Consider the following 16989-nt stretch of genomic DNA (forward strand, 5'->3'; position numbering starts at 1 on the left):
CGGCTACATTATTAAGGTGGCACTGACCGGCAGTTCCAACCTTGAGGTTACGATCATCAACCATGTTGCTGGACCGGCTGGCCATGAGCTGATTACCACCTACGACAGCTATTCGCTCTCAAAAGTGGTGAGTAACATCAAGTCTGGAAAATGGGTGTGACATCTCGTAGAATAATCACGAAGGAGTATGTGTAATGAAACGACGTGCCGATAGTCCGCTGGTCCAGTGGAAAGAAGCTAACAAACCGAACCGAGAGACCAATCGTCAGATCGCTCGTTGGCTTGACGCTGCTCTAGCGACTGAAGAAGCGCTCGTGGTGGAAGAAGCGATCGATGATTGGATGCTCAACCGGTCTGGGTCTCCGCCAGATTTCGTCGTATGTGTTGCATGGTATGGCCGATCACGCCTGCTTAGTCAAGGCTGGAAAAAACTGCCGGTGGATATCCCAGAGTATGACTTGGATAGGTGGCGTGTCGCTGGCTATGAGCCGACCATTGAGGAATTTTGGGATCGTCAAGCGGGTGCTGCCGGAGGATTCTTAGAGCTGGCCGGCCGCGACCCGGGGGTCATCTGCGCCATCATGCGCCAGCAGGTGGAAGTCAAAACGGCAAAGCTTGAGGAACTTGCCGACCTTCCTCTCAGTGAGTTTACGCCAACGGAGATGACTGACGATGACCTCCTGGAGGGAGTTGATTTATCGGAGCAGCGCTACTTCGATCGGCCGTTTGTGCTCCGCGAAGAACTTGAGTGCTTCGCATGGGCGCTTCAGAAGTACCGTCTCTTCTGCTTGTCGAACGAAAACCCGGCACTCGGTTTGCCCAACCACCAGTTGTTTGAAGAGATGAACCAGATCAATCTCAATGCCTTGACGTCACGGTTGGCTGCTGTGGACTCTAAACTGCGTCGCATTCTTGAGCATCTGGCGAGCTTCAACTATTTCGGTCTTGATAACGAGGTCGAGCCGGATCAGTTCTGGTGGCGTCACTGGCAAGGCAGGGAGCGGCGCAAGAGGAAATAGCCGCAGATTGAACCAAGTAACGTCTGCAGGTGTGCGGGCGACAGGGTCGGTACCAGTCGAACGTGGTGGGAGTAAGCATGGACTGCATGCACTGTGGGGCTGTGGACGCAACCGCGGAGATCGCGCGGAAGACGCTTGAATCAGGTAGGCAGGATTTCGGCGGTGGCTTCATAGGAGACTGGGAAAGGTCGCTTACCGTAGAGCAGTGCGGCAAGTGTGACGGATTCATGTTGCTCACCCATAGCTACGCTGACTGGATGGATCCTGAGGACGTCACCTACGAAATGCTCTATCCGCAGGCCAGAGATATGTCATCTGTGCCGGAGAGTGTCAAAAAGCAGTATGACAAGGCTCGCAGGGTTCGGTCGATCGACAGCGAGTTCTACGTGCTTGGCTTGCGGCGCACGCTCGAAGCGGTCTGCGCTGAGCAGGGTGTGCCGAAGGGGCTTCTCGTAAATCGGCTGAAGAAGCTCGCGGAGGATGCGAAACTTCCGGGCGCATTTACCGATATGGCGGACTACCTGCGCGAAGTCGGGAACGTAGGTGCACATCAGAGTGATGTTGAGGTAACACCAGCAGATGTGGACGCTGCACGAGACTTCACCGATGCCATCTTGGAGTACCTGTATGTGGCACCTGCCCGGTTGAACCTGGTGAAGACCAGCTTGAGCCAGCGGCAGGCTCAGGCCAAATCGCAGCAGACGTCCTGAGTCTCGTTTTGAGACTGCGGCTTGCAGGACGCTGCTACTTAGTCAGGGCATCTTCAAGCCTCGTGATCACTGCGGGAAGCGTCGACTCAAGCGCCTTCGCCACCAGGCGTAGCTCCACCACATCGAGCCGACGCTCGCCCGATTCATACTTGCTCACGAAGGATTGAGGCTCATCCAGTCGATCTGCCACCTCGACCTGCGTGAGCCCCGCTTCGTGTCGCAGCTCGCGTAGGAGCCTGCAGAGCTGCTGGTACTCCGCCGAGTAGATCGACTTGTCCACCGGATAAGCGCACTGCCGCACTTGCCAATATCCCAAAATCGGATACTGTCGATGCGATCGCGCGGATTCGGCCGCGCCAGGCATGGGCAGGAGGTGAACCACATGCGGATCGCCATGGGTGGTGGCGGTGGAGGTGGCGGCACTGGCAAGTAGCCGCTGAAGCGAAGCGGAGCCCTGGGTGTCTCTAGCACCCAGGGCTCCGCTTTCTATTCAACACCACGACAATATTTGATACAATCGTTCTAAATGGCAAGTTCGCTCGACCAGCTGTACGAAACCAAAGCCCGCCTTGCAGCGGTGCTCATCGCCGTGGCCGGCCTCCTGATGGTGTCGCTCTCTAAGTGGCCACCGCTGGTGAACTTCGTCGCCTCCTTCCCGCTGCCCGTGCCGCTCGCTGAAGTTGGCGGAGGACTCATCGGCGTCGGCGTGCTCGCCGTCTTCATCGACCAACGGCTGCGGAAGCTCGATGAGAAGCGCAACGCTGAGTCCTTCGACGAAGCCATCAAGCGGAATGCTCCCGCTCTGAGCGAGGCCTTCTACGAAAGTCTCGCCTTCAACGCCAAGACGTTGAAGGACATCGCCTCACCCGAACTTCTGGATCGCATCGCTTCGGGCACGCTCGGCCTCCGATTGGGCGACGAACACCTAGCGCATGACCTCTACACCGATCTGCGAGATCAGGCCATCGCGGCTGAGCGTTGGAAGAGCGCGAAGGTGGCAGTAAGCCTGAGCCCGTGGGAAGGCGGCCCGTCGACGGGCAAGGGTTCGATGCTCGTTGCCACTGTCAGGATGGAGTACAAGGTGGTACCCACCAATGCCGCCATGCGCTTCGCCTGTGTGTCGGACGATGTCGAGTACCGCGAGCAGCTCGACGATCCCAGCAATGCCTGGGTGTGGAAGCTCGACGCTTCGAGCGGTGTCGATCCAGCAAGCGCGGACGCCTTCGAGCTCCAAGCCTTCAACGTGGACGGCAAGCCCCGCAAGATCGAGCGCTCAAAGCGAGCTGGCCTCCAGTTCTATGGCGCCAACGTCAGTGCGGAAGCGCGGGCTGGTCAGGAGGTGACGGTCTCCTACACGTTCCGTGGGCTGGTACAGCGCAACGCTCACCTCTTGCAACTCGACTTCGCCCAGCCCACCAGGGGGCTCGATATCCGCCTCGACTACGCCCACGCCGGCATCAGGTGGATGAACACGGCCGACTACTTCGCGGGCAGCCAAGCTTCGCGCGTTGAGCAGGCGGAGACCTTCAAGGACGCCAAGGTCGTGAACATCAGCTTCGACGGCTGGGTGCTCCCGCGGGCAGGCGTGGTGTTCGTGTGGGTGCTAGACGAAGAATTCGGCGGTCAGTACAAACCGCCTGCGCTTGCAAAATAATCCGACTTACATAAAGTAGATAATGAAACCAATGGAACTACCTTTAGGGAGGTGGTACACATGGGTCTCAGTGGTGGCAGCGGTGGCACCTGATGCGCCTGAACCCCAAAGCCCTGGCGTCTTCGTACGCCAGGGCATCTTTCATCAGAGCTACTGCTGATGTGGCGGGGGAAGTAGGGGTAGCATCCGCATTGGGTTCTGAGTGGTGAACCCGATGCGGAGTCTCAGTTGATGATTCCCAAGTTGACTAGCCGCCAGCGCATCGCTTCGGTGCTGACGTCGAACACATCAGCCAGGCGTTTTATCACTTGTTCCACCGTGACGTAGCCAGAGGAAACCTCTCTTTGTACGGCGGCATTAACCAGGGAGCTTGGCATCAACAGTGCTGCCGCAAAGGCGTTGGCATCGATCTCTTCACGGTCGGTCGCCGTGCTCGATAGATCGTTGCGTTTGTTCACGCGAATGGCATGGTCGATGATCAGCGGTTTTCCCTGATGCATTAGCCAGTGGCCGAGTTCGTGAGCGATTGTAAACCGCTGCCGTCTAGGAGTGTTCTGGTCATTCAGGCCGATTAGCGTGCGTTGCCCATCTCGCAGAAGAAAGCCAGATTCCCCGCCGGAACTGGAGGTCCGGATTACCTGGATTCCCTGGGCCCGAGCGATGGCTTCAACATTTACTGGTGCTTGCGCTACCCCGTGTCGTGCCAGCAGGTTCCATGCCAGTTGTTCGATTGAGTGGTCGATCACGCCTTCAACACCTCCTCGGCTCTACTCGGGGTCTGCCTGTCTGATGACTGAGATAACGAACTCTTGCGTGCTGTCTGGTTGGCCCACAAGCTCTGCTGAGACCCGGCTTTCGATCATCTCGTCCGGCTGCTCAAGAAGCGTCTCTAGCGGGACCTTGAATTCGTCAGCAATCTGCATGATCCAGTGGATCATCACTCGTTGGCGGCCGGCTTCGATGTTCGCGATGGAAGACCGCGTCAGCTGCAAGCGCTTTCCAAGATCAGCTTGGGTGACGCCCGCCCTCATGCGTGCATTCCTGATGTTGCTGCCGATGGTCTCGTACAGCTGGTCGATGGCGTCATCCGTCCAGCGCATGGCGCGTCCTTCCAACTGGTAACACCGCGTCGGTCGCATAGTGACACGTTTGTCTCGCACGACACACCCGCCGGAAGCATGTTGAGTCCCACTTGCCCCCGTAGGAGCACGTGTGTAGTCTACCGCTGACCTCAGATGATCGCCTGAGGTTTGTCACAGTGACATGGAGGTGTGATGGCTACCAACTCGGGCCGAGGCTTTCGGCGCGGCGCAGTGCGTCGACGTAGCCAGCTCTTGAACACCCTCACGGGGCTGTGGACGAAGCGCGGCGCCAAGGGCCAGTTCGTCGACGGCAAGAAGAACGGAACGCCCTTCAAGGGTGTTCGGAAGGAGAGGTAGAAGGTGGCCATCAAGATCACCGCAATCCGCCTGTCTGGCGGCGAGGGGCACGAGCACATCGTTCACCTCTGGTGGGTCAATCCGGCTGACGGGAAGGAAGGCAGCAACACGCGCGCCCAGCTGGTCGACTGGATCGAGAAGGAGAACGGCAAGGCGTACGTGGAGGACAGCCGCGGCAACCGCGCAGACGTCGGTGTGGTGACGCCGAGCTCCGGGCCGAAGCACTTGCGTACTCACGCTGACGGCAAGTGGACCAACAACCTGCTGGCGCTGCCGCGCAAATAGCCTCGCGCAGCCGAACGAGAGTAGAGGGACCACGCCGCTTACACCGGCGTGGTCCCTACTTGTTTAAGCTAGCCCACAAGTTGCAGCACCGTCACATGAAAGTGGCTCACATAACCGACGCGCAGGGCGCTCAGTGAGTCGCCCCGTTCAGGCACATCGAGCCCTTGCCAACTTGAATCACCCCGCTTGGGCCAGATGGGTGTGTGCGCTTAGTGAAATCCCGTTGCGTCGCAGGTGGATGCGAACGCAACGGGAGTGTGGCTCAGTACTCCAACCGCAAGCACTGTTCCTTGGTGGCTGCGAGCAGCCGGGTGACGAACGCGTCGAACTCTCCGCGCTCGATGATCGGCATGAACGAGATGCTCTCGAACGCCACACCGTGCCGGATGGTCAGCCACTCGTCGGCTCCATCGACGCGGCAGATGAAGCACAAGTCCTTGTAGTAGAAGGATGTTCCGAGTGACCAGTTGCCGTGCTCGAACCGCTCGCGCAGCTCCTGCAGGCTGAAGCAGCCGGTGAAGCTGTCGGGCGTGAACTCGGGGTCCACCGCGTCGTGCAGTGGTGGTGTGGAGCGGCCGATCTTGAACCACGCATCCCGCAGCTCGGGCTCGAGTTCTGGAACGACCCGAACCTCCGTCACCGCCGGCCAGCGGATGGCCAGACCAACCACCAGGCGGTAGGCCTCGCTCCAGGTCTCAAACACCTGTGTGCCCGTGAACCACCCGAAGTAGTTCTGCATCTTGAGCTGTGTGAGGTAGCGCTTGGTGTGGAACAGGAGCTCCACCAGGTCGGCAGGTGCGTCCTGGTCGTCACCGTTGGCATCGGGTGGTCCCACGATGAGACCGGGGCCAACGATGGAGTCCTCCAAGCTGAAGTTGGAAGTGTGCGCCCACCAGAGTGTGGAGAGGCGCGGGTTGACCGGAAGGTCTTCCAGCTTGCCCTCGGCGTTGAAGTAGATCGCGCCGCGGGGGTTCTCCAGCTCGACGGCGTCCAAGTTCCCACCCACGATGCGGCGGTAGGCATCGAGGTCGGCCTTGTTCAGCTGCTCCAGCCGGATGGGTTTGTCGATGTTGGTAGGTACGACGATGGCGTGCACCATGACTGCTCACTTAGGAACCACATGACCTTTGCCTGGTGGGAGGGTTCATATCCACACCAGGCCGCCTCGCCGTACGCGTCGGGCTTTGCGGCCTCGTGTTGATCGGTGGTCCTGACTCCATTTAGGCACAGCGTCAGGTCGCTGCATATGGTGGAAAAGTTCGGTGCCTTAGGGCCGCCACGACGGTTAGCTAGGCGGGGAAGTCCGTCATAGGTGCTGATTCCACTTCGCCGAGACTGACGTTCACCCATTTGGCGGCCAACAAGAGGCGATCGCATGACGTTCCAGAGCCATGCGAACAGGCCGAGTGCTAACGCTCATGGCATGCGCATCGATCTCTAGTGCAGCCTACGGCTCTTCGGTTGAGGGCAGACCGCGTCGATCAAGGCGGCTCTTTGCTGGAACAGCAGTTCTTTGGTGTCTACAGGAGGTCTCATGGTCCGTCGTCCGTCGAAGAGCGGTCGCAGGCTGGGGATCAGGCAGCCTTCTGTACGGCGCCGCAAGAAGTCGGCCGAAAATCCACCGCGCCAAAGGCAGTGGCTTGCTGGCGTCGCTGTCCTTGTGAGCCTCGTTGCGTTGATTCCGGCGTTCTGGGACAACCTCGTACTCAGAAGCTCCGATTTGTCCATCGCCGGAATCAAAGCAACAACGAAGACCGACGTTCCCGTCACGGAACATGGTCCTATGGGCGACGCGCCTGGATCCTCGATTATCGCCTCGGCTGTGGCTATCACGCTTAAGAATGAGGGTGAACAGCCTGCGCTAATCAAGCGAGTCCGCCTGTCGGTGGATCAGGTGTGGGCTCCTCGGGGCTGTGATGGAGCAGGGTCCACTACCTACACGATCGCCTATGATTTCGTGCTGCCAGGTGATATCGAAAGCAGGCCACTGCCGTATGTCCTGGAGAAGGATTATCAGTTCCAGGTTGCTGGGCAAGAGATCGATGGGATGCTCATTCCCATCGGGCAGGAGCTCTTTGGTGAAGCGGGATGGCCATTGGTCGTAGCTGGCACTCTTGAGTTGATTCAGGATGATGGCAAGTCGCTGAAGACGGAACCCTTCGTCCTGATGGATGGCCACCGAAATGACGACATCGTCAGTCTCTCGAATAATACCCGCGGCGATGATTCGTACGAGGATCCGAGAAAGGTATGTGTCGAGAAGAATCTCGGAATGCTGAGATCGGCTCTTGAGCGGCCCGGACCCAAGTCGTCTTCGATCACTGACTTGCTCGAAAGAATCAAGCCAAGGCAGGTGATCCCGAGTCGGGATCCTGAGCCAGCCAAGCCTGGAGAGCGTGATGTGGACACCTGGGTTGCGCAGCTGGCGTCGCTCCCAGGCGCTACGCCGGAGGCCGAGGCAATCAGGCGCGCAAAGGAGATTGCGTCAAGCACCGGCTGGTCGCTCAGGGTGATTTGGAGCACATACTTCGAGTCGCTTCGCGAAGGCTATTGGGTGGTGTATTACCCAGGCAGCTTTAAGGACGGCCATGCAGCGCTTGACGCGTGTAAGCGGGCCGGAAGAACTGATCCTGAATCATGTGTCGGCCGATACCTCAGCCACCGCGAAGCCGACCGGGACTTGGTGTGCTATTTCTCGGATCCTCAAGATGCGCGACGATGCAAGCGGTAGCTCAGACTCTCAAGTTCCAGTGGATGGATGCCACCCCGACGCTCGTAGAGGAAGGCTGCGCGGACTAGCGTCCCACTGTTCCTCGTCGTTCGCGCACAACCTGAGCTATCGCCTTGGCAGCTTCCGCAGGGTCCTCGTGTTCCCACACGCGTACGCTCAGCCAGCCCACCTCCGCCAGGCGTTGATTCGTGTCTCGGTCGCGTGCCTGGTTAGTGCGTACCTTCTCCGCCCAGAAGCTCGCGTTCGTTGCAGCCACGGTGTGGTGCTCGGCGCACCCATGCCAGAAGCACCCGTCCAGGAACACAGCGACCTTCGCTGAGGTGAAGACCATGTCCGCAGTCCGCCGCAGCTGGGGAAGTGGTCGAGCTGAAACGCGGTAGCGAAGTCCTAGGGCGTGGACCGCCGAGCGAAGCGCGAGTTCGGGCTTGGTGTCGCGGGCCTTGTTGCCCTGCATGCTCGCCCGCGTGGCGGCTGAAGACGCCCATGAGGTGCTGGACACACTGCCAGCCTAGATGAGTCGGCGTAGCTTCGACGGTGCACACGTTGCGCTGTAAGGAAAGCCTGTCGAGCTGCCTCTATGAGGGTGGTTCGCACTCGATCGTGGACTGAGCTGTTGAGTCTCGAGATTTTTGCCGATCTCTTGTACTGTCAGCACGATCTTTGGTGAGAGGAGAACAACCGTGTCGGGCTCGTTCCGCGTGGCAGGCTTGTTCGCGGGCATCGGTGGTATCGAGCTCGGTTTCCACGAGGTCCTCGGGGACAAGTTGGACACGGTCCTGCTCTGCGAGAACTGGGAGCCCGCGCAGAAGGTGCTCAAGGCTCGCTTCCCAGACGTCGAGCTCCACCCTGATGTGCAGGAACTGCGCGATCTTCCGGACAATCTTGACGTCCTCGCAGCGGGCTTTCCATGCACTGACCTGTCGCAGGCTGGACGCACGGCAGGCATCCGCGGTGCTCAGTCGGGCCTGGTCGCGCACGTCTTCGAGATGCTTGCGGTCATCAAGAACCGCGGTCGCCGGCTGCCGTGGGTGCTCATTGAGAACGTCCCGAACATGCTCACGTTGGACCGAGGCGAGGCGATGGCCTACCTCGTGCAGGAGCTCGAAGCGTTGGGCTACCGCTGGGCGTATCGCGTCGTGGACTCGCGGTTCACGGGTGTGCCGCAGCGGCGTCGGCGAGTGATCATGGTGGCGTCCGCTACGGAGGACCCCCGAGCGGTCCTCTTCGCGGATGAAGCTGGCACGCTCGACGAGGACAAGCTCGCTTCTAACGCGTTCGGCTTCTACTGGACTGAGGGAAACTCTGGTGTCGGCTGGGCGCGCGATGCGATCCCGACCCTCAAAGGTGGCTCTGGCGTAGGGATTCCTTCTGCTCCCGCAGTGTGGCTGCCCGAGTGGTCGACCGAACCGACAATCGTCGTACCCACCATCGAGGATGCTGAGGTCCTGCAAGGCTTCAAGCGTGGTTGGACTGACCCAGCCATCGAGGAACGCCGCAATGGTCCACGTTGGAAGCTTGTAGGCAATGCGGTCACTGTGGGTGTGTCCAAATGGGTTGCTGAGCGCCTGTTGAAGCCGGGTTCTTACGACGGTCTCGATGACACGTTGTTCCAGCGCAAGGCCGGCTGGCCCACCGCTGCCTGGGGCGAGAACGGCAAGGTGCACCGCGTGTTCATCAGCGAGTTCCCGCGTCAGGAGAAGTACACGAGTCTTCTGAAGGTGCTGACTGTCGATGAGTGCCCGCCGCTCTCATACCGGGCTGCCAACGGGTTCTGGACACGCCTTCAGAAGACGAACCTCGGGCAGTACCCCGGCTTCCGGCGGGCGCTTGAGGACTATGTAGACGCTGCTAGTCCTGAGAAGCAGCGCATCACTGTCTGACAGGGTGTTCCGGAGTCGAGCGTGTAGACGCGCGCACATCGGGTAATGAAGTGCCGGTTTGCGCCCAAAGATCACTTGTTGGGGTTACCCTCGCTAGGTGACCGGATCGATCAGCGCGCAGCAGCTGGAGATGGTGAGCAACCTCCTAGCCGAGGTGCCTGATCACTCTAAGCGGAGCACCACCAAGTACCAGCAGCTTGAGTTGTATCTGGCCCGTCTGCTCCGCGTCCCGACAGACTCGATATATGCCGCCTACGTGTCTAAAGCTGGAAACACCACGGTGAGGTTTGATCAGTCGCCACGACCTCGCCAGGCGAAGATCCTCGTTGCCGTAGTCGATCCTCCTCATCCAGAGCATCCAATGCGAGCGGTGGAAGCGCTAGAACGGTACTGCGCAGAGAAGCGACCGGACGCCGAAGTACTCGTCTTCACCATGCAGAAGGAACGAGGCTGGTACCCGTACGCGGCGATCTTCGTCTCATCGGAGGTGGCTCCCGCTCTGCAGCCAATCATCGATGCGAGTGAGAGTATCCGGGTTCTCCCGCAAGCCCAGATGCTCGGAAGCATCAGCGCCAAGCGCTCAAGCGCTTCTCTGCGCTTCGTTGTTATGGATCGCCAGAAAGAAGTACGTGGGCTTCCTTATCCAATTGTCGTGTTGCAGCAAGAAGACTGGCCTGACGGAAAAGATCACTATCAGACCCTGTTCTCCGCCTACTTCTACAGCGACTCTCGAAACCGTGAGCTTCTGGGTGAGGTAAAAATCCTTGAAAAAGGCCAGGCGGGAGGACGCACGCAGATGCCGCAGGGGTTGTTCAAGCGGCTTAACGAAAACTACTGCTCTCTCGGGCAAAGTAGAACGTATTATGAAGCACTTCGCTCTTTACCTCAATCGATATACCAAAAGATCCTCCGCGGCCTTCGAGATATGGTGTACGACGAGGATGTACGCGAAGATTTCGGAAGGGATCCTGGTTTTAGCAAGTCGCTGATCCGAACCGGCAAAGCTGCTCTGGCCCTTGAGGAAGCCGGCGAGCTATTTAAGGATGATGTAGCAAGGCCACGCCGAGGACGGAAGTTCACTTTCGATACGCAGGTTGGAGGTGAACGGTTTGAGATCGACTTCGCGTTCGACCAGTCGCCGAGCTTGCCGGACAGGATTAACGCCGTTATCGGATATAACGGAACCGGGAAGACGCAGCTGCTCGCAAACATTGCGCTCGTAGCTACATCTGACTCTGAACAGCGCAGAGAAGCCAATCGCCAGTATGGGAAGATTCTCAACACGGGAAAGGTGCTCTTCAGCTCCGTTATAGCTATCTCGTACAGCGCCTTCGATACGTTCGCTCTCCCCGACCAGTTTTGGGAGTCGGAAGAGGAACGGCGAAGTGCAGCGAAGAGGTTGCGCGACAAGGGTGAGGTCAATGGGTATGCTTACTGCGGACTACGCAAGCGCGCGCCCGGACAGAAGAGTCGCTCGCCGCGCGGACTGAAAAGTATTGATGAGGTGAGCGATGAGTTCGCTCGTGCCCTCGACGTGACCTTTGCGTCTCCGGAGAAGCGGTCGATTCTGCGGGACGCCATGCGAACGATACGTAAAGAACCTTCTTTTGCACGGGTCGTCGGCGATCCCGAGCAGGCGGAAACCCGTGAGGCGCTACTCAGGCAGTTCAGCACATCAAGCACAGGCCACAAGATCGTCCTGAACATGTTGGTGCAGATTATCGCACACAGTGATCCAAGATCACTCATCCTAATTGATGAGCCGGAGTCTCATCTCCATCCGTCGCTGCTGGCGGCATTGATGCGAGCCTTGAATGTCATTTTGCGCAGCTCGCTGAACTCGTATGCGATCGTCGCTACGCACTCTCCTGTCGTGCTACAGGAGATTCCGCGGAACTATGTGAGGATCTTGCAGCGTTTTGGGCAGACAACCAGGGTGGTTAGGCCAAAGATTGAAACATTCGGTGAGAACGTTGGGCATCTGACGACAAACGTCTTCCATCTCGACAGCACCGAAACAGACTTCCATGCCACCCTCAGGGAGCTGGCCGCCACGAAGACCATCGAAGAGATCGAAGACTTGTTCGACGATGAGATGAGTGCGCAGGCTCAAGCGTATGTTCTCGGATTCATGCGATCGCTGGGGCGCCTGTGATCCGGAAAGTGCGCAAGCCGCACAGAGATGTTGTAGACGATTTCGACCGCGCCTGTGAGGTCCGTCGCCGGAACAGCGTGAAGGCGATGCTTCAAGAACTCCGTGAGGAGATCCTTGAAGCCTATGCGGCATACGATGCTGCCGAAGGTGTGCCGCCTAGCGTAGCTCCCATCGGTTTCGACAAACCTCAAGCAGAAGCCCTTCGTGGAAACTATCCGCATACGTACGAAGGCGGTGTTCTGGCTGAACTTCGTTCTAAAGCTTTTGCTGCGATCGAGGATGATCTATGCCCAATGTGCGGGGTCGGCTACGTCAGGGCTCTCGATCACTACCTTCCCAAGGAGAAGTACCCAGAGTTCAGCGTTCTCGCCTTGAACCTTGTGCCAACCTGCACGAGGTGCAATGAGAACAAGTTGAGCCTGGTGGGTGGTGCCGGCGGAAGGTTCTTCCACGCGTACTACGAAGAGGTGCCAGAAACACCAAGTATCTTACTGGCGGATATCGAGGTGGCCTACGGCAGCGCAATCGTTTCGTTCAAAGTGAATGATGAGTTGCCTGAGGTTATCTACAAAAATGCCGCGTATCACTTTGAAAGGCTGCGCCTAAGTGAGACGTATGTGGGACCCGCTGTGCAGGAGCTGGTCGAGCGAGTTCCGTTTTTTGAATCGTGGTATGAAGGGGGAGGGTCGGAAAAGGTGGCGCGTAAAGCGCACCGCCAGGCGGAGCACCTCCGCAACGAGTTCGGTCCGCAGTTCTGGAAGGCGGCCCTTTACGACGCCGTTGAGAAAAATCACGATTTCTGCGATGGCGGATTTAGCTTGCTTGCAAGTCGAAACTGCTGAGCCGGTATGGACCCGGCGCTTAGCTTGCTAGCGAACTGGTCGCCGTGGTTGCCCTTCGCGGACGCTGCCGCTGAAGCACCTCTGTCTCCGGGTGTCTACGTCGTCCGCTCTGGCAGTGATGGTCCGCTTGTATACGTGGGCATGGCGGGTGAGCGTCGAGGCAGAGGGCTCCGCGGACGCTTAGCCGTGTACGCGAGCGGCAAGGGCGCGGTGAGTGGGCTCGGTGAAGCCGCCTTCGACCAGGCGCTCATGACGCCCACGTGGGTGCGTGACCGCCTGGCGGCCCTGGAAGCTGGACACCCAAGTACTGCGAAAGGCTGGGCTCGCGCCGCACTCGAGGCGGCAGGTCTCTACGTGTGCTGGGCGTGTACCCCTGATCGAGCAGCTGCCGAAGCATTGGAGCGGACCGTCCTCAAGCGACTATCAGCAGTGCCGCTGTGGAACGTCCGGCGGCCGATCCAAGATAAAGCCTGTGGGGAGCGGCGCTAGCGGTCGGGTGCCTTGCTGCCGTCGTCATTGGCATCGGCTGGCTGTTGCGGAAGGGCATGGCGGCGCCGCCAGCCGTTCGCTTCCGCCAGCTCCACGAGGATGCCAAGTAGAACTCTTGAAACCTCGGGCGTGAGCGCTGGCAGTTCGTCGGGCAGGTTCACCTTGAGCGGCCGACGCTCCGTGCCGCCTACGTTCCGGTTTGGATGAGCGTGGTCACTAGAATCCGGCATTTTTGCAGTATGCGCCCGTGTCCGCGGATGTGCTGGTCTCAGCTATGACACCCGATTGGGCGTATTTCAGTCTTTCTCTATGGGGGGCAGGAAACGATCCCAAGTCGCATCCTGAGAGACGTCTGTTTTGTCTGTGCTTCGGCCGCAATGAGATATCGCAAGTCGCATCGAGGTGGCAGAGATTGCACGATGACAGTTCCTACTGCTCATTATGCGGCTCCACCTTCTCGTACTTGTGAAGATGCTTCTGCCAGTCGGTTCCATCGGTACGTTCGATTAGCATGTCGAGCAAGATCCTTGATACCTCTGGCGTGAGCACTGGTAGTTCGCTTGGCGGATTGAACTTCAATGGTCGTTGCTCTTTACGACGTCGGGGTGAGCGGAGATTATTGGTCGAGGTGTGTGAGCTGGTGTCCTCATTTGAATCCGGCATGTGTGCATTGTCTGGCTCAGACTGTGGGCCCGCGGGGTCAGGTGGGTAGGTTCACCTGAAGTTGCGGCTTGCTGCCTGTGTCTTGGTGTCTGCTACCCCGCAGTCGCTAACCGCGGCGAACTGGTCTTGTCGTGCTGAGTGTGGCCTCTCTGCCTTCGGGTGCCGGGTGCTTGCTGCAAAAGCCTGACCTACGGCATACACACTTGGCGGATGTTCTTCCTAGGCGGAGCGACTATAAAAGTGCCTGGTTGAGCCAACTGTCTTGATGGCCGATCCAACGGAGGCACCTGTGACCGAACCTGCTCCGACTGGCGTAAGCCTCGCCCTCCACTTTGGTAACGTTGTCACGCTCAGCGAGATGACACAAGTACTGCAGGACATCCACGATGGATATGAAGCGTGCCTTCAAGCGCTTGAACCGCCGAAGGACATGCCAGTCGGCGAACCAAGAGTCATAATTCGCACAGGCTCCCTCTTCGTGGAACTGACAGCGGCGATCGAATCTGGGGCGTGGGTGGCAGGCGCCGTTGTGTTGATGAAGGCAGTACTTACCAATTCGCAGGAAGTCATCAACGTCTTCAACCTCCCGGTAGAGATCGTCGACAAAGTGCAAGCCCGATGGCATGACTTCCGTAAGAACCGGAGGCTCCGGAGAATCGAGCGCGAGCAGCTTAGGATCGACGATGCTGCTCGTGAGGCAGTCGGCGACAAGCCTGCATCTATCGGAGACGCGCCAACGCGGCAACAGTCCACCGATAACACGAGAACTCCCTCACCTCCGCCACGTGGCGATCACGGCGCCATCCCTGAATTTAAAGCGACTCTCAACGGAGCTATCGGGTTCGTTGGAACGATGGAAGCGCAAATGGTGGGGAGACTTGAGCGGGTGGATGAACTCGATCAGGTGCGAGATCGCATCGTGGCGACCCTAGGAACTAGCCATGATGTGCTGCCTGAACTGCTACGACTGATCGAGGCAGCAAATGGACTCATAGCTAGTGCCTCACGCGAAGCCGCAGGCATCTTGGGGCATGTTATCGGACGTCTCGTGGAGGAGGGGCGCAACGTTTAATTCCTGCTTTCCAGTTGGTGCTCTTTGGAAAGAAAAGGAGGTTCGGGGAGTTCTTCCAGGTTCACCTTGATCATTTCTGTAGCTTGGCGCATACTGGGATTGTATGAATATTGAACTGGAAGACATAAAGCAACTGCTCCGCGCGGAGATCTCAGGGGCAATGCAGCACATAGATAGGCGCATCGACGACGTAGTAGAAGATCTCGCACAGGTGAAGAGCGGGATGGCAACTAAGGCTGACCTTGAAGAAGTTCAAGAAGCCATCGCAGATATTGTCACCACCGCCTTGGGGGCGGTCGACTCCACGAAGCAAGTCGACGACCACGAACGCCGCATCACCCGGCTTGAACATCACGCCGCTTGAATCGCCTGCTCGTAAGTGGATCTGACGGCTAAGTTGACGGCTACCAGTCCTAACTTCCAACGCCTCGTAGCTCGTTCAGCAACCCAATTTACTTCGGTCAGACGGAGTTGCAAGGGGGCTTCGATGGAGCTCTTAAGCAGGGTGTCCTGGGTTCGATTCCCAGATGGCCCTCCAGAGATGATCGATGTAATCCGCGCAACGAAGTCAGCGGCTGACGGCCAACTTTGACGGCTACGCGCGTCACCAACAAGACCACGCAACCTAGGTGCGTGGTCTTTTGGTTTTGCCAGCAGTGCCGCTCCGATGCGCGATATAGCCTCTTCCTTATCTTTCTGCCTTGCGTGGGTGTAGATGTTCATTGTCGTGATCACGCTGGCGTGCCCGAGGATCTTCTGAGCCACCTTCGGCTGGACCCCAAGCTCTGCTAGGAGCGTGCTCGTGGTGTGGCGTTGATCGTGGAAACGGATAACCCGAACCCCAGCCTTGTTGCAAAGGCGCCACCACGCTCGCACGAAGTTACGGGGTTCTATAGGTGTGCCGACCGCGGTGATGAACGCGAGGTCAGAACCTCGACTCACCGACTGCCGGTAAGCGTTGTATTCAAGGAGTGCCGCGCGAAGTTCGTCAAGCAACAGCAGATCCCGGCGCCCAGAGTTCGTCTTGACCGGGCCCACCACTAGCTCACGGCCTACTCGTTGCAGCTGCTGGCGTACCTGAATAGTGCCACTGGCAAAGTCGATATCACTCCAGCGCAGCCCCAGTACCTCGCCCCGTCTCATACTGTAGAGAAGTGGCATTAAGAACGCAGGATACAGAACATGCTGCCGTGCGGCGGCAAGGAACTGTCTGGCCTCCTCTAGTGACCACGGTTCAACCTCCTCCTTCTCCTCATCCTTAAGCTCGACGAGTCGGGCCACATTGCGCATGAGAAGGTCTTCGCGCATGGCTCTGGTGAGAGCGGCGCTCAGTGTGGTGCGGACGATTTGAGCTTTACGCACAGAGCTGCCCGCGGCTACCATCGCATTGAGGGATTTTTGAACGTTTGCAACGGTAAGCTTGGTGAGTGAAAAGTGGCCAAGCAGAGGCTTCAGGTAGAGTCTGACCGAAATCTCGTACGACTCGTACGTTTTGGGCCTCTTCGTCGGCTTGACGTGTGCCTCAAGCCAGTAATCCAGGTAGGCACCCAGCTTCCATGCCTTGTCGGGTGCCGGAATTCCTTGTTGCTGTTTCGCCTTCAGCTCAACTAGCTTCGCATGCGCTTCCCTGCGAGTTGATCCGTAAACGCGTACTCGCTTGCGAACGCCGCTTGCGCTGGCTATCCAAAGTGAAGCTTCCCAACGCTTGTCAGTCTTGCGCTGGTAGATTGACCCCTCACCGTTTGTGCCACGGCGAGCCATCACTCAAGGTCCTCGCTAAGTTTTCGTCGGATGTAGCGAGAGATGCTGGAGATGGGGATGCGGCGAATGCGCCCGATCTTGATTGTCTCAATCGCGCGTGAGCGGATGAGGTCATACAGCGTCCATCGGCTGATTCGGAGCACTTGGCAAGCTTCAAGCACGGTAAGTAGCTCCGGGCTCAACTTGTCTCGCAGATGCGGTTCCTCGCCAGGATGGTTGCAGTCTTCTTGCTTGGGTTGTTCTATCGACAATGCCATTATCATGTCCTTTCTATTTTATAGCTTTATGC

At 58.4% G+C, this 16989-nt stretch carries 19 protein-coding genes; 11 read left to right on the top strand and 8 right to left on the bottom strand.

The window, feature by feature from the left end:
* Positions 1-16: 16 nt before the first annotated feature.
* The 3 genes from AOM45_RS50540 to AOM45_RS03710 all read left to right on the top strand — a co-directional run bounded on the left by AOM45_RS50540 (position 17) and on the right by AOM45_RS03710 (position 1729).
* Entirely contained in the window at positions 17-160 is a 144-nt protein-coding gene (locus AOM45_RS50540; RefSeq protein ID WP_156094322.1) for a hypothetical protein, read from the top strand.
* Positions 161-194: 34 nt separating this feature from the next.
* Positions 195-1019: a hypothetical protein gene (locus AOM45_RS03705; RefSeq protein WP_156094323.1), complete on the top strand. Its 825-nt coding sequence runs from the start codon at positions 195-197 to the stop codon at positions 1017-1019.
* Between the two features lie 101 nt (positions 1020-1120).
* The gene (locus tag AOM45_RS03710; RefSeq protein WP_162185752.1) at positions 1121-1729 is read left to right on the top strand and encodes a DUF4145 domain-containing protein; all 609 of its coding nucleotides are present in this window, start codon (positions 1121-1123) and stop codon (positions 1727-1729) included.
* A gap of 34 nt (positions 1730-1763) precedes the next feature.
* Here AOM45_RS03710 and AOM45_RS03715 read toward each other — a convergent pair whose 3' ends face one another.
* The gene (locus AOM45_RS03715; protein WP_030472556.1) at positions 1764-2009 is read right to left on the bottom strand and encodes a helix-turn-helix domain-containing protein; all 246 of its coding nucleotides are present in this window, start codon (positions 2007-2009) and stop codon (positions 1764-1766) included.
* Between the two features lie 246 nt (positions 2010-2255).
* On the opposite strand from AOM45_RS03715, the gene AOM45_RS03720 reads away from it, so the two are divergent.
* Positions 2256-3383, top strand: a complete 1128-nt coding sequence (locus AOM45_RS03720) for a hypothetical protein (RefSeq protein ID WP_051784562.1) — start codon at positions 2256-2258, stop codon at positions 3381-3383.
* Between the two features lie 224 nt (positions 3384-3607).
* Here AOM45_RS03720 and AOM45_RS49140 read toward each other — a convergent pair whose 3' ends face one another.
* A complete protein-coding gene (locus AOM45_RS49140) occupies positions 3608-4129 on the bottom strand; it encodes an ImmA/IrrE family metallo-endopeptidase (RefSeq protein WP_201779878.1) in 522 nt (173 codons plus the stop codon).
* Between the two features lie 21 nt (positions 4130-4150).
* Positions 4151-4483 carry a helix-turn-helix domain-containing protein gene (locus AOM45_RS03725; RefSeq protein ID WP_035913292.1) on the bottom strand — a complete coding sequence of 111 codons (333 nt, stop codon included), beginning with the start codon at positions 4481-4483 and terminating at the stop codon, positions 4151-4153.
* Positions 4484-4825: 342 nt separating this feature from the next.
* On the opposite strand from AOM45_RS03725, the gene AOM45_RS03730 reads away from it, so the two are divergent.
* Complete coding sequence (locus AOM45_RS03730; protein ID WP_030472559.1) at positions 4826-5107, top strand: DUF3892 domain-containing protein; 282 nt, start codon at positions 4826-4828, stop codon at positions 5105-5107.
* 262 nt (positions 5108-5369) lie between these two features.
* Here the strand turns inward: AOM45_RS03730 and AOM45_RS03735 are convergent, their stop codons facing one another.
* Positions 5370-6206 (bottom strand): DUF3846 domain-containing protein, encoded by an 837-nt coding sequence (locus AOM45_RS03735; RefSeq protein ID WP_030472560.1) that lies wholly within the window; start codon positions 6204-6206, stop codon positions 5370-5372.
* 435 nt (positions 6207-6641) lie between these two features.
* Between AOM45_RS03735 and AOM45_RS50545 the strand changes: the two genes are divergently transcribed.
* Positions 6642-7838, top strand: a complete 1197-nt coding sequence (locus AOM45_RS50545) for a hypothetical protein (protein WP_156094324.1) — start codon at positions 6642-6644, stop codon at positions 7836-7838.
* Between the two features lie 64 nt (positions 7839-7902).
* Here AOM45_RS50545 and AOM45_RS49145 read toward each other — a convergent pair whose 3' ends face one another.
* Positions 7903-8337 (bottom strand): very short patch repair endonuclease, encoded by a 435-nt coding sequence (locus AOM45_RS49145; RefSeq protein ID WP_081902670.1) that lies wholly within the window; start codon positions 8335-8337, stop codon positions 7903-7905.
* Between the two features lie 181 nt (positions 8338-8518).
* Here AOM45_RS49145 and AOM45_RS03745 point away from each other — a divergent pair, with 181 nt between their 5' ends.
* The 3 genes from AOM45_RS03745 (at position 8519) to AOM45_RS03755 (ending at position 12715) form a co-directional block, all read left to right on the top strand.
* Positions 8519-9718, top strand: a complete 1200-nt coding sequence (locus AOM45_RS03745) for a DNA cytosine methyltransferase (RefSeq protein ID WP_051784564.1) — start codon at positions 8519-8521, stop codon at positions 9716-9718.
* Positions 9719-9815: 97 nt separating this feature from the next.
* On the top strand, positions 9816-11873 hold the full coding sequence (locus AOM45_RS49150) for an AAA family ATPase (protein WP_081902671.1): 2058 nt from the start codon (positions 9816-9818) through the stop codon (positions 11871-11873).
* 8 nt (positions 11874-11881) lie between these two features.
* A complete protein-coding gene (locus AOM45_RS03755) occupies positions 11882-12715 on the top strand; it encodes a hypothetical protein (protein WP_156094326.1) in 834 nt (277 codons plus the stop codon).
* A gap of 485 nt (positions 12716-13200) precedes the next feature.
* Here the strand turns inward: AOM45_RS03755 and AOM45_RS50550 are convergent, their stop codons facing one another.
* Positions 13201-13365 carry a hypothetical protein gene (locus tag AOM45_RS50550; RefSeq protein WP_156094327.1) on the bottom strand — a complete coding sequence of 55 codons (165 nt, stop codon included), beginning with the start codon at positions 13363-13365 and terminating at the stop codon, positions 13201-13203.
* A gap of 791 nt (positions 13366-14156) precedes the next feature.
* Here AOM45_RS50550 and AOM45_RS50555 point away from each other — a divergent pair.
* Together AOM45_RS50555 and AOM45_RS03760 are read left to right on the top strand one after the other, a co-directional pair.
* Positions 14157-14939: a hypothetical protein gene (locus AOM45_RS50555; protein WP_156094328.1), complete on the top strand. Its 783-nt coding sequence runs from the start codon at positions 14157-14159 to the stop codon at positions 14937-14939.
* Between the two features lie 103 nt (positions 14940-15042).
* Complete coding sequence (locus AOM45_RS03760) at positions 15043-15303, top strand: hypothetical protein (RefSeq protein ID WP_030472565.1); 261 nt, start codon at positions 15043-15045, stop codon at positions 15301-15303.
* On the opposite strand, the gene AOM45_RS49160 is transcribed toward AOM45_RS03760, so the two are convergent.
* Positions 15291-16700: a tyrosine-type recombinase/integrase gene (locus tag AOM45_RS49160; RefSeq protein WP_236703110.1), complete on the bottom strand. Its 1410-nt coding sequence runs from the start codon at positions 16698-16700 to the stop codon at positions 15291-15293. The two genes, AOM45_RS03760 and AOM45_RS49160, sit on opposite strands and share 13 nt — an antisense overlap.
* A complete protein-coding gene (locus tag AOM45_RS53625; protein ID WP_308202597.1) occupies positions 16700-16963 on the bottom strand; it encodes a helix-turn-helix domain-containing protein in 264 nt (87 codons plus the stop codon). Before AOM45_RS53625 ends, AOM45_RS49160 begins: the two co-directional genes overlap by 1 nt.
* Positions 16964-16989 lie beyond the last annotated feature (26 nt).

Source organism: Lentzea aerocolonigenes (genome assembly GCF_000974445.1).
GTDB lineage: Bacteria > Actinomycetota > Actinomycetes > Mycobacteriales > Pseudonocardiaceae > Lentzea > Lentzea aerocolonigenes.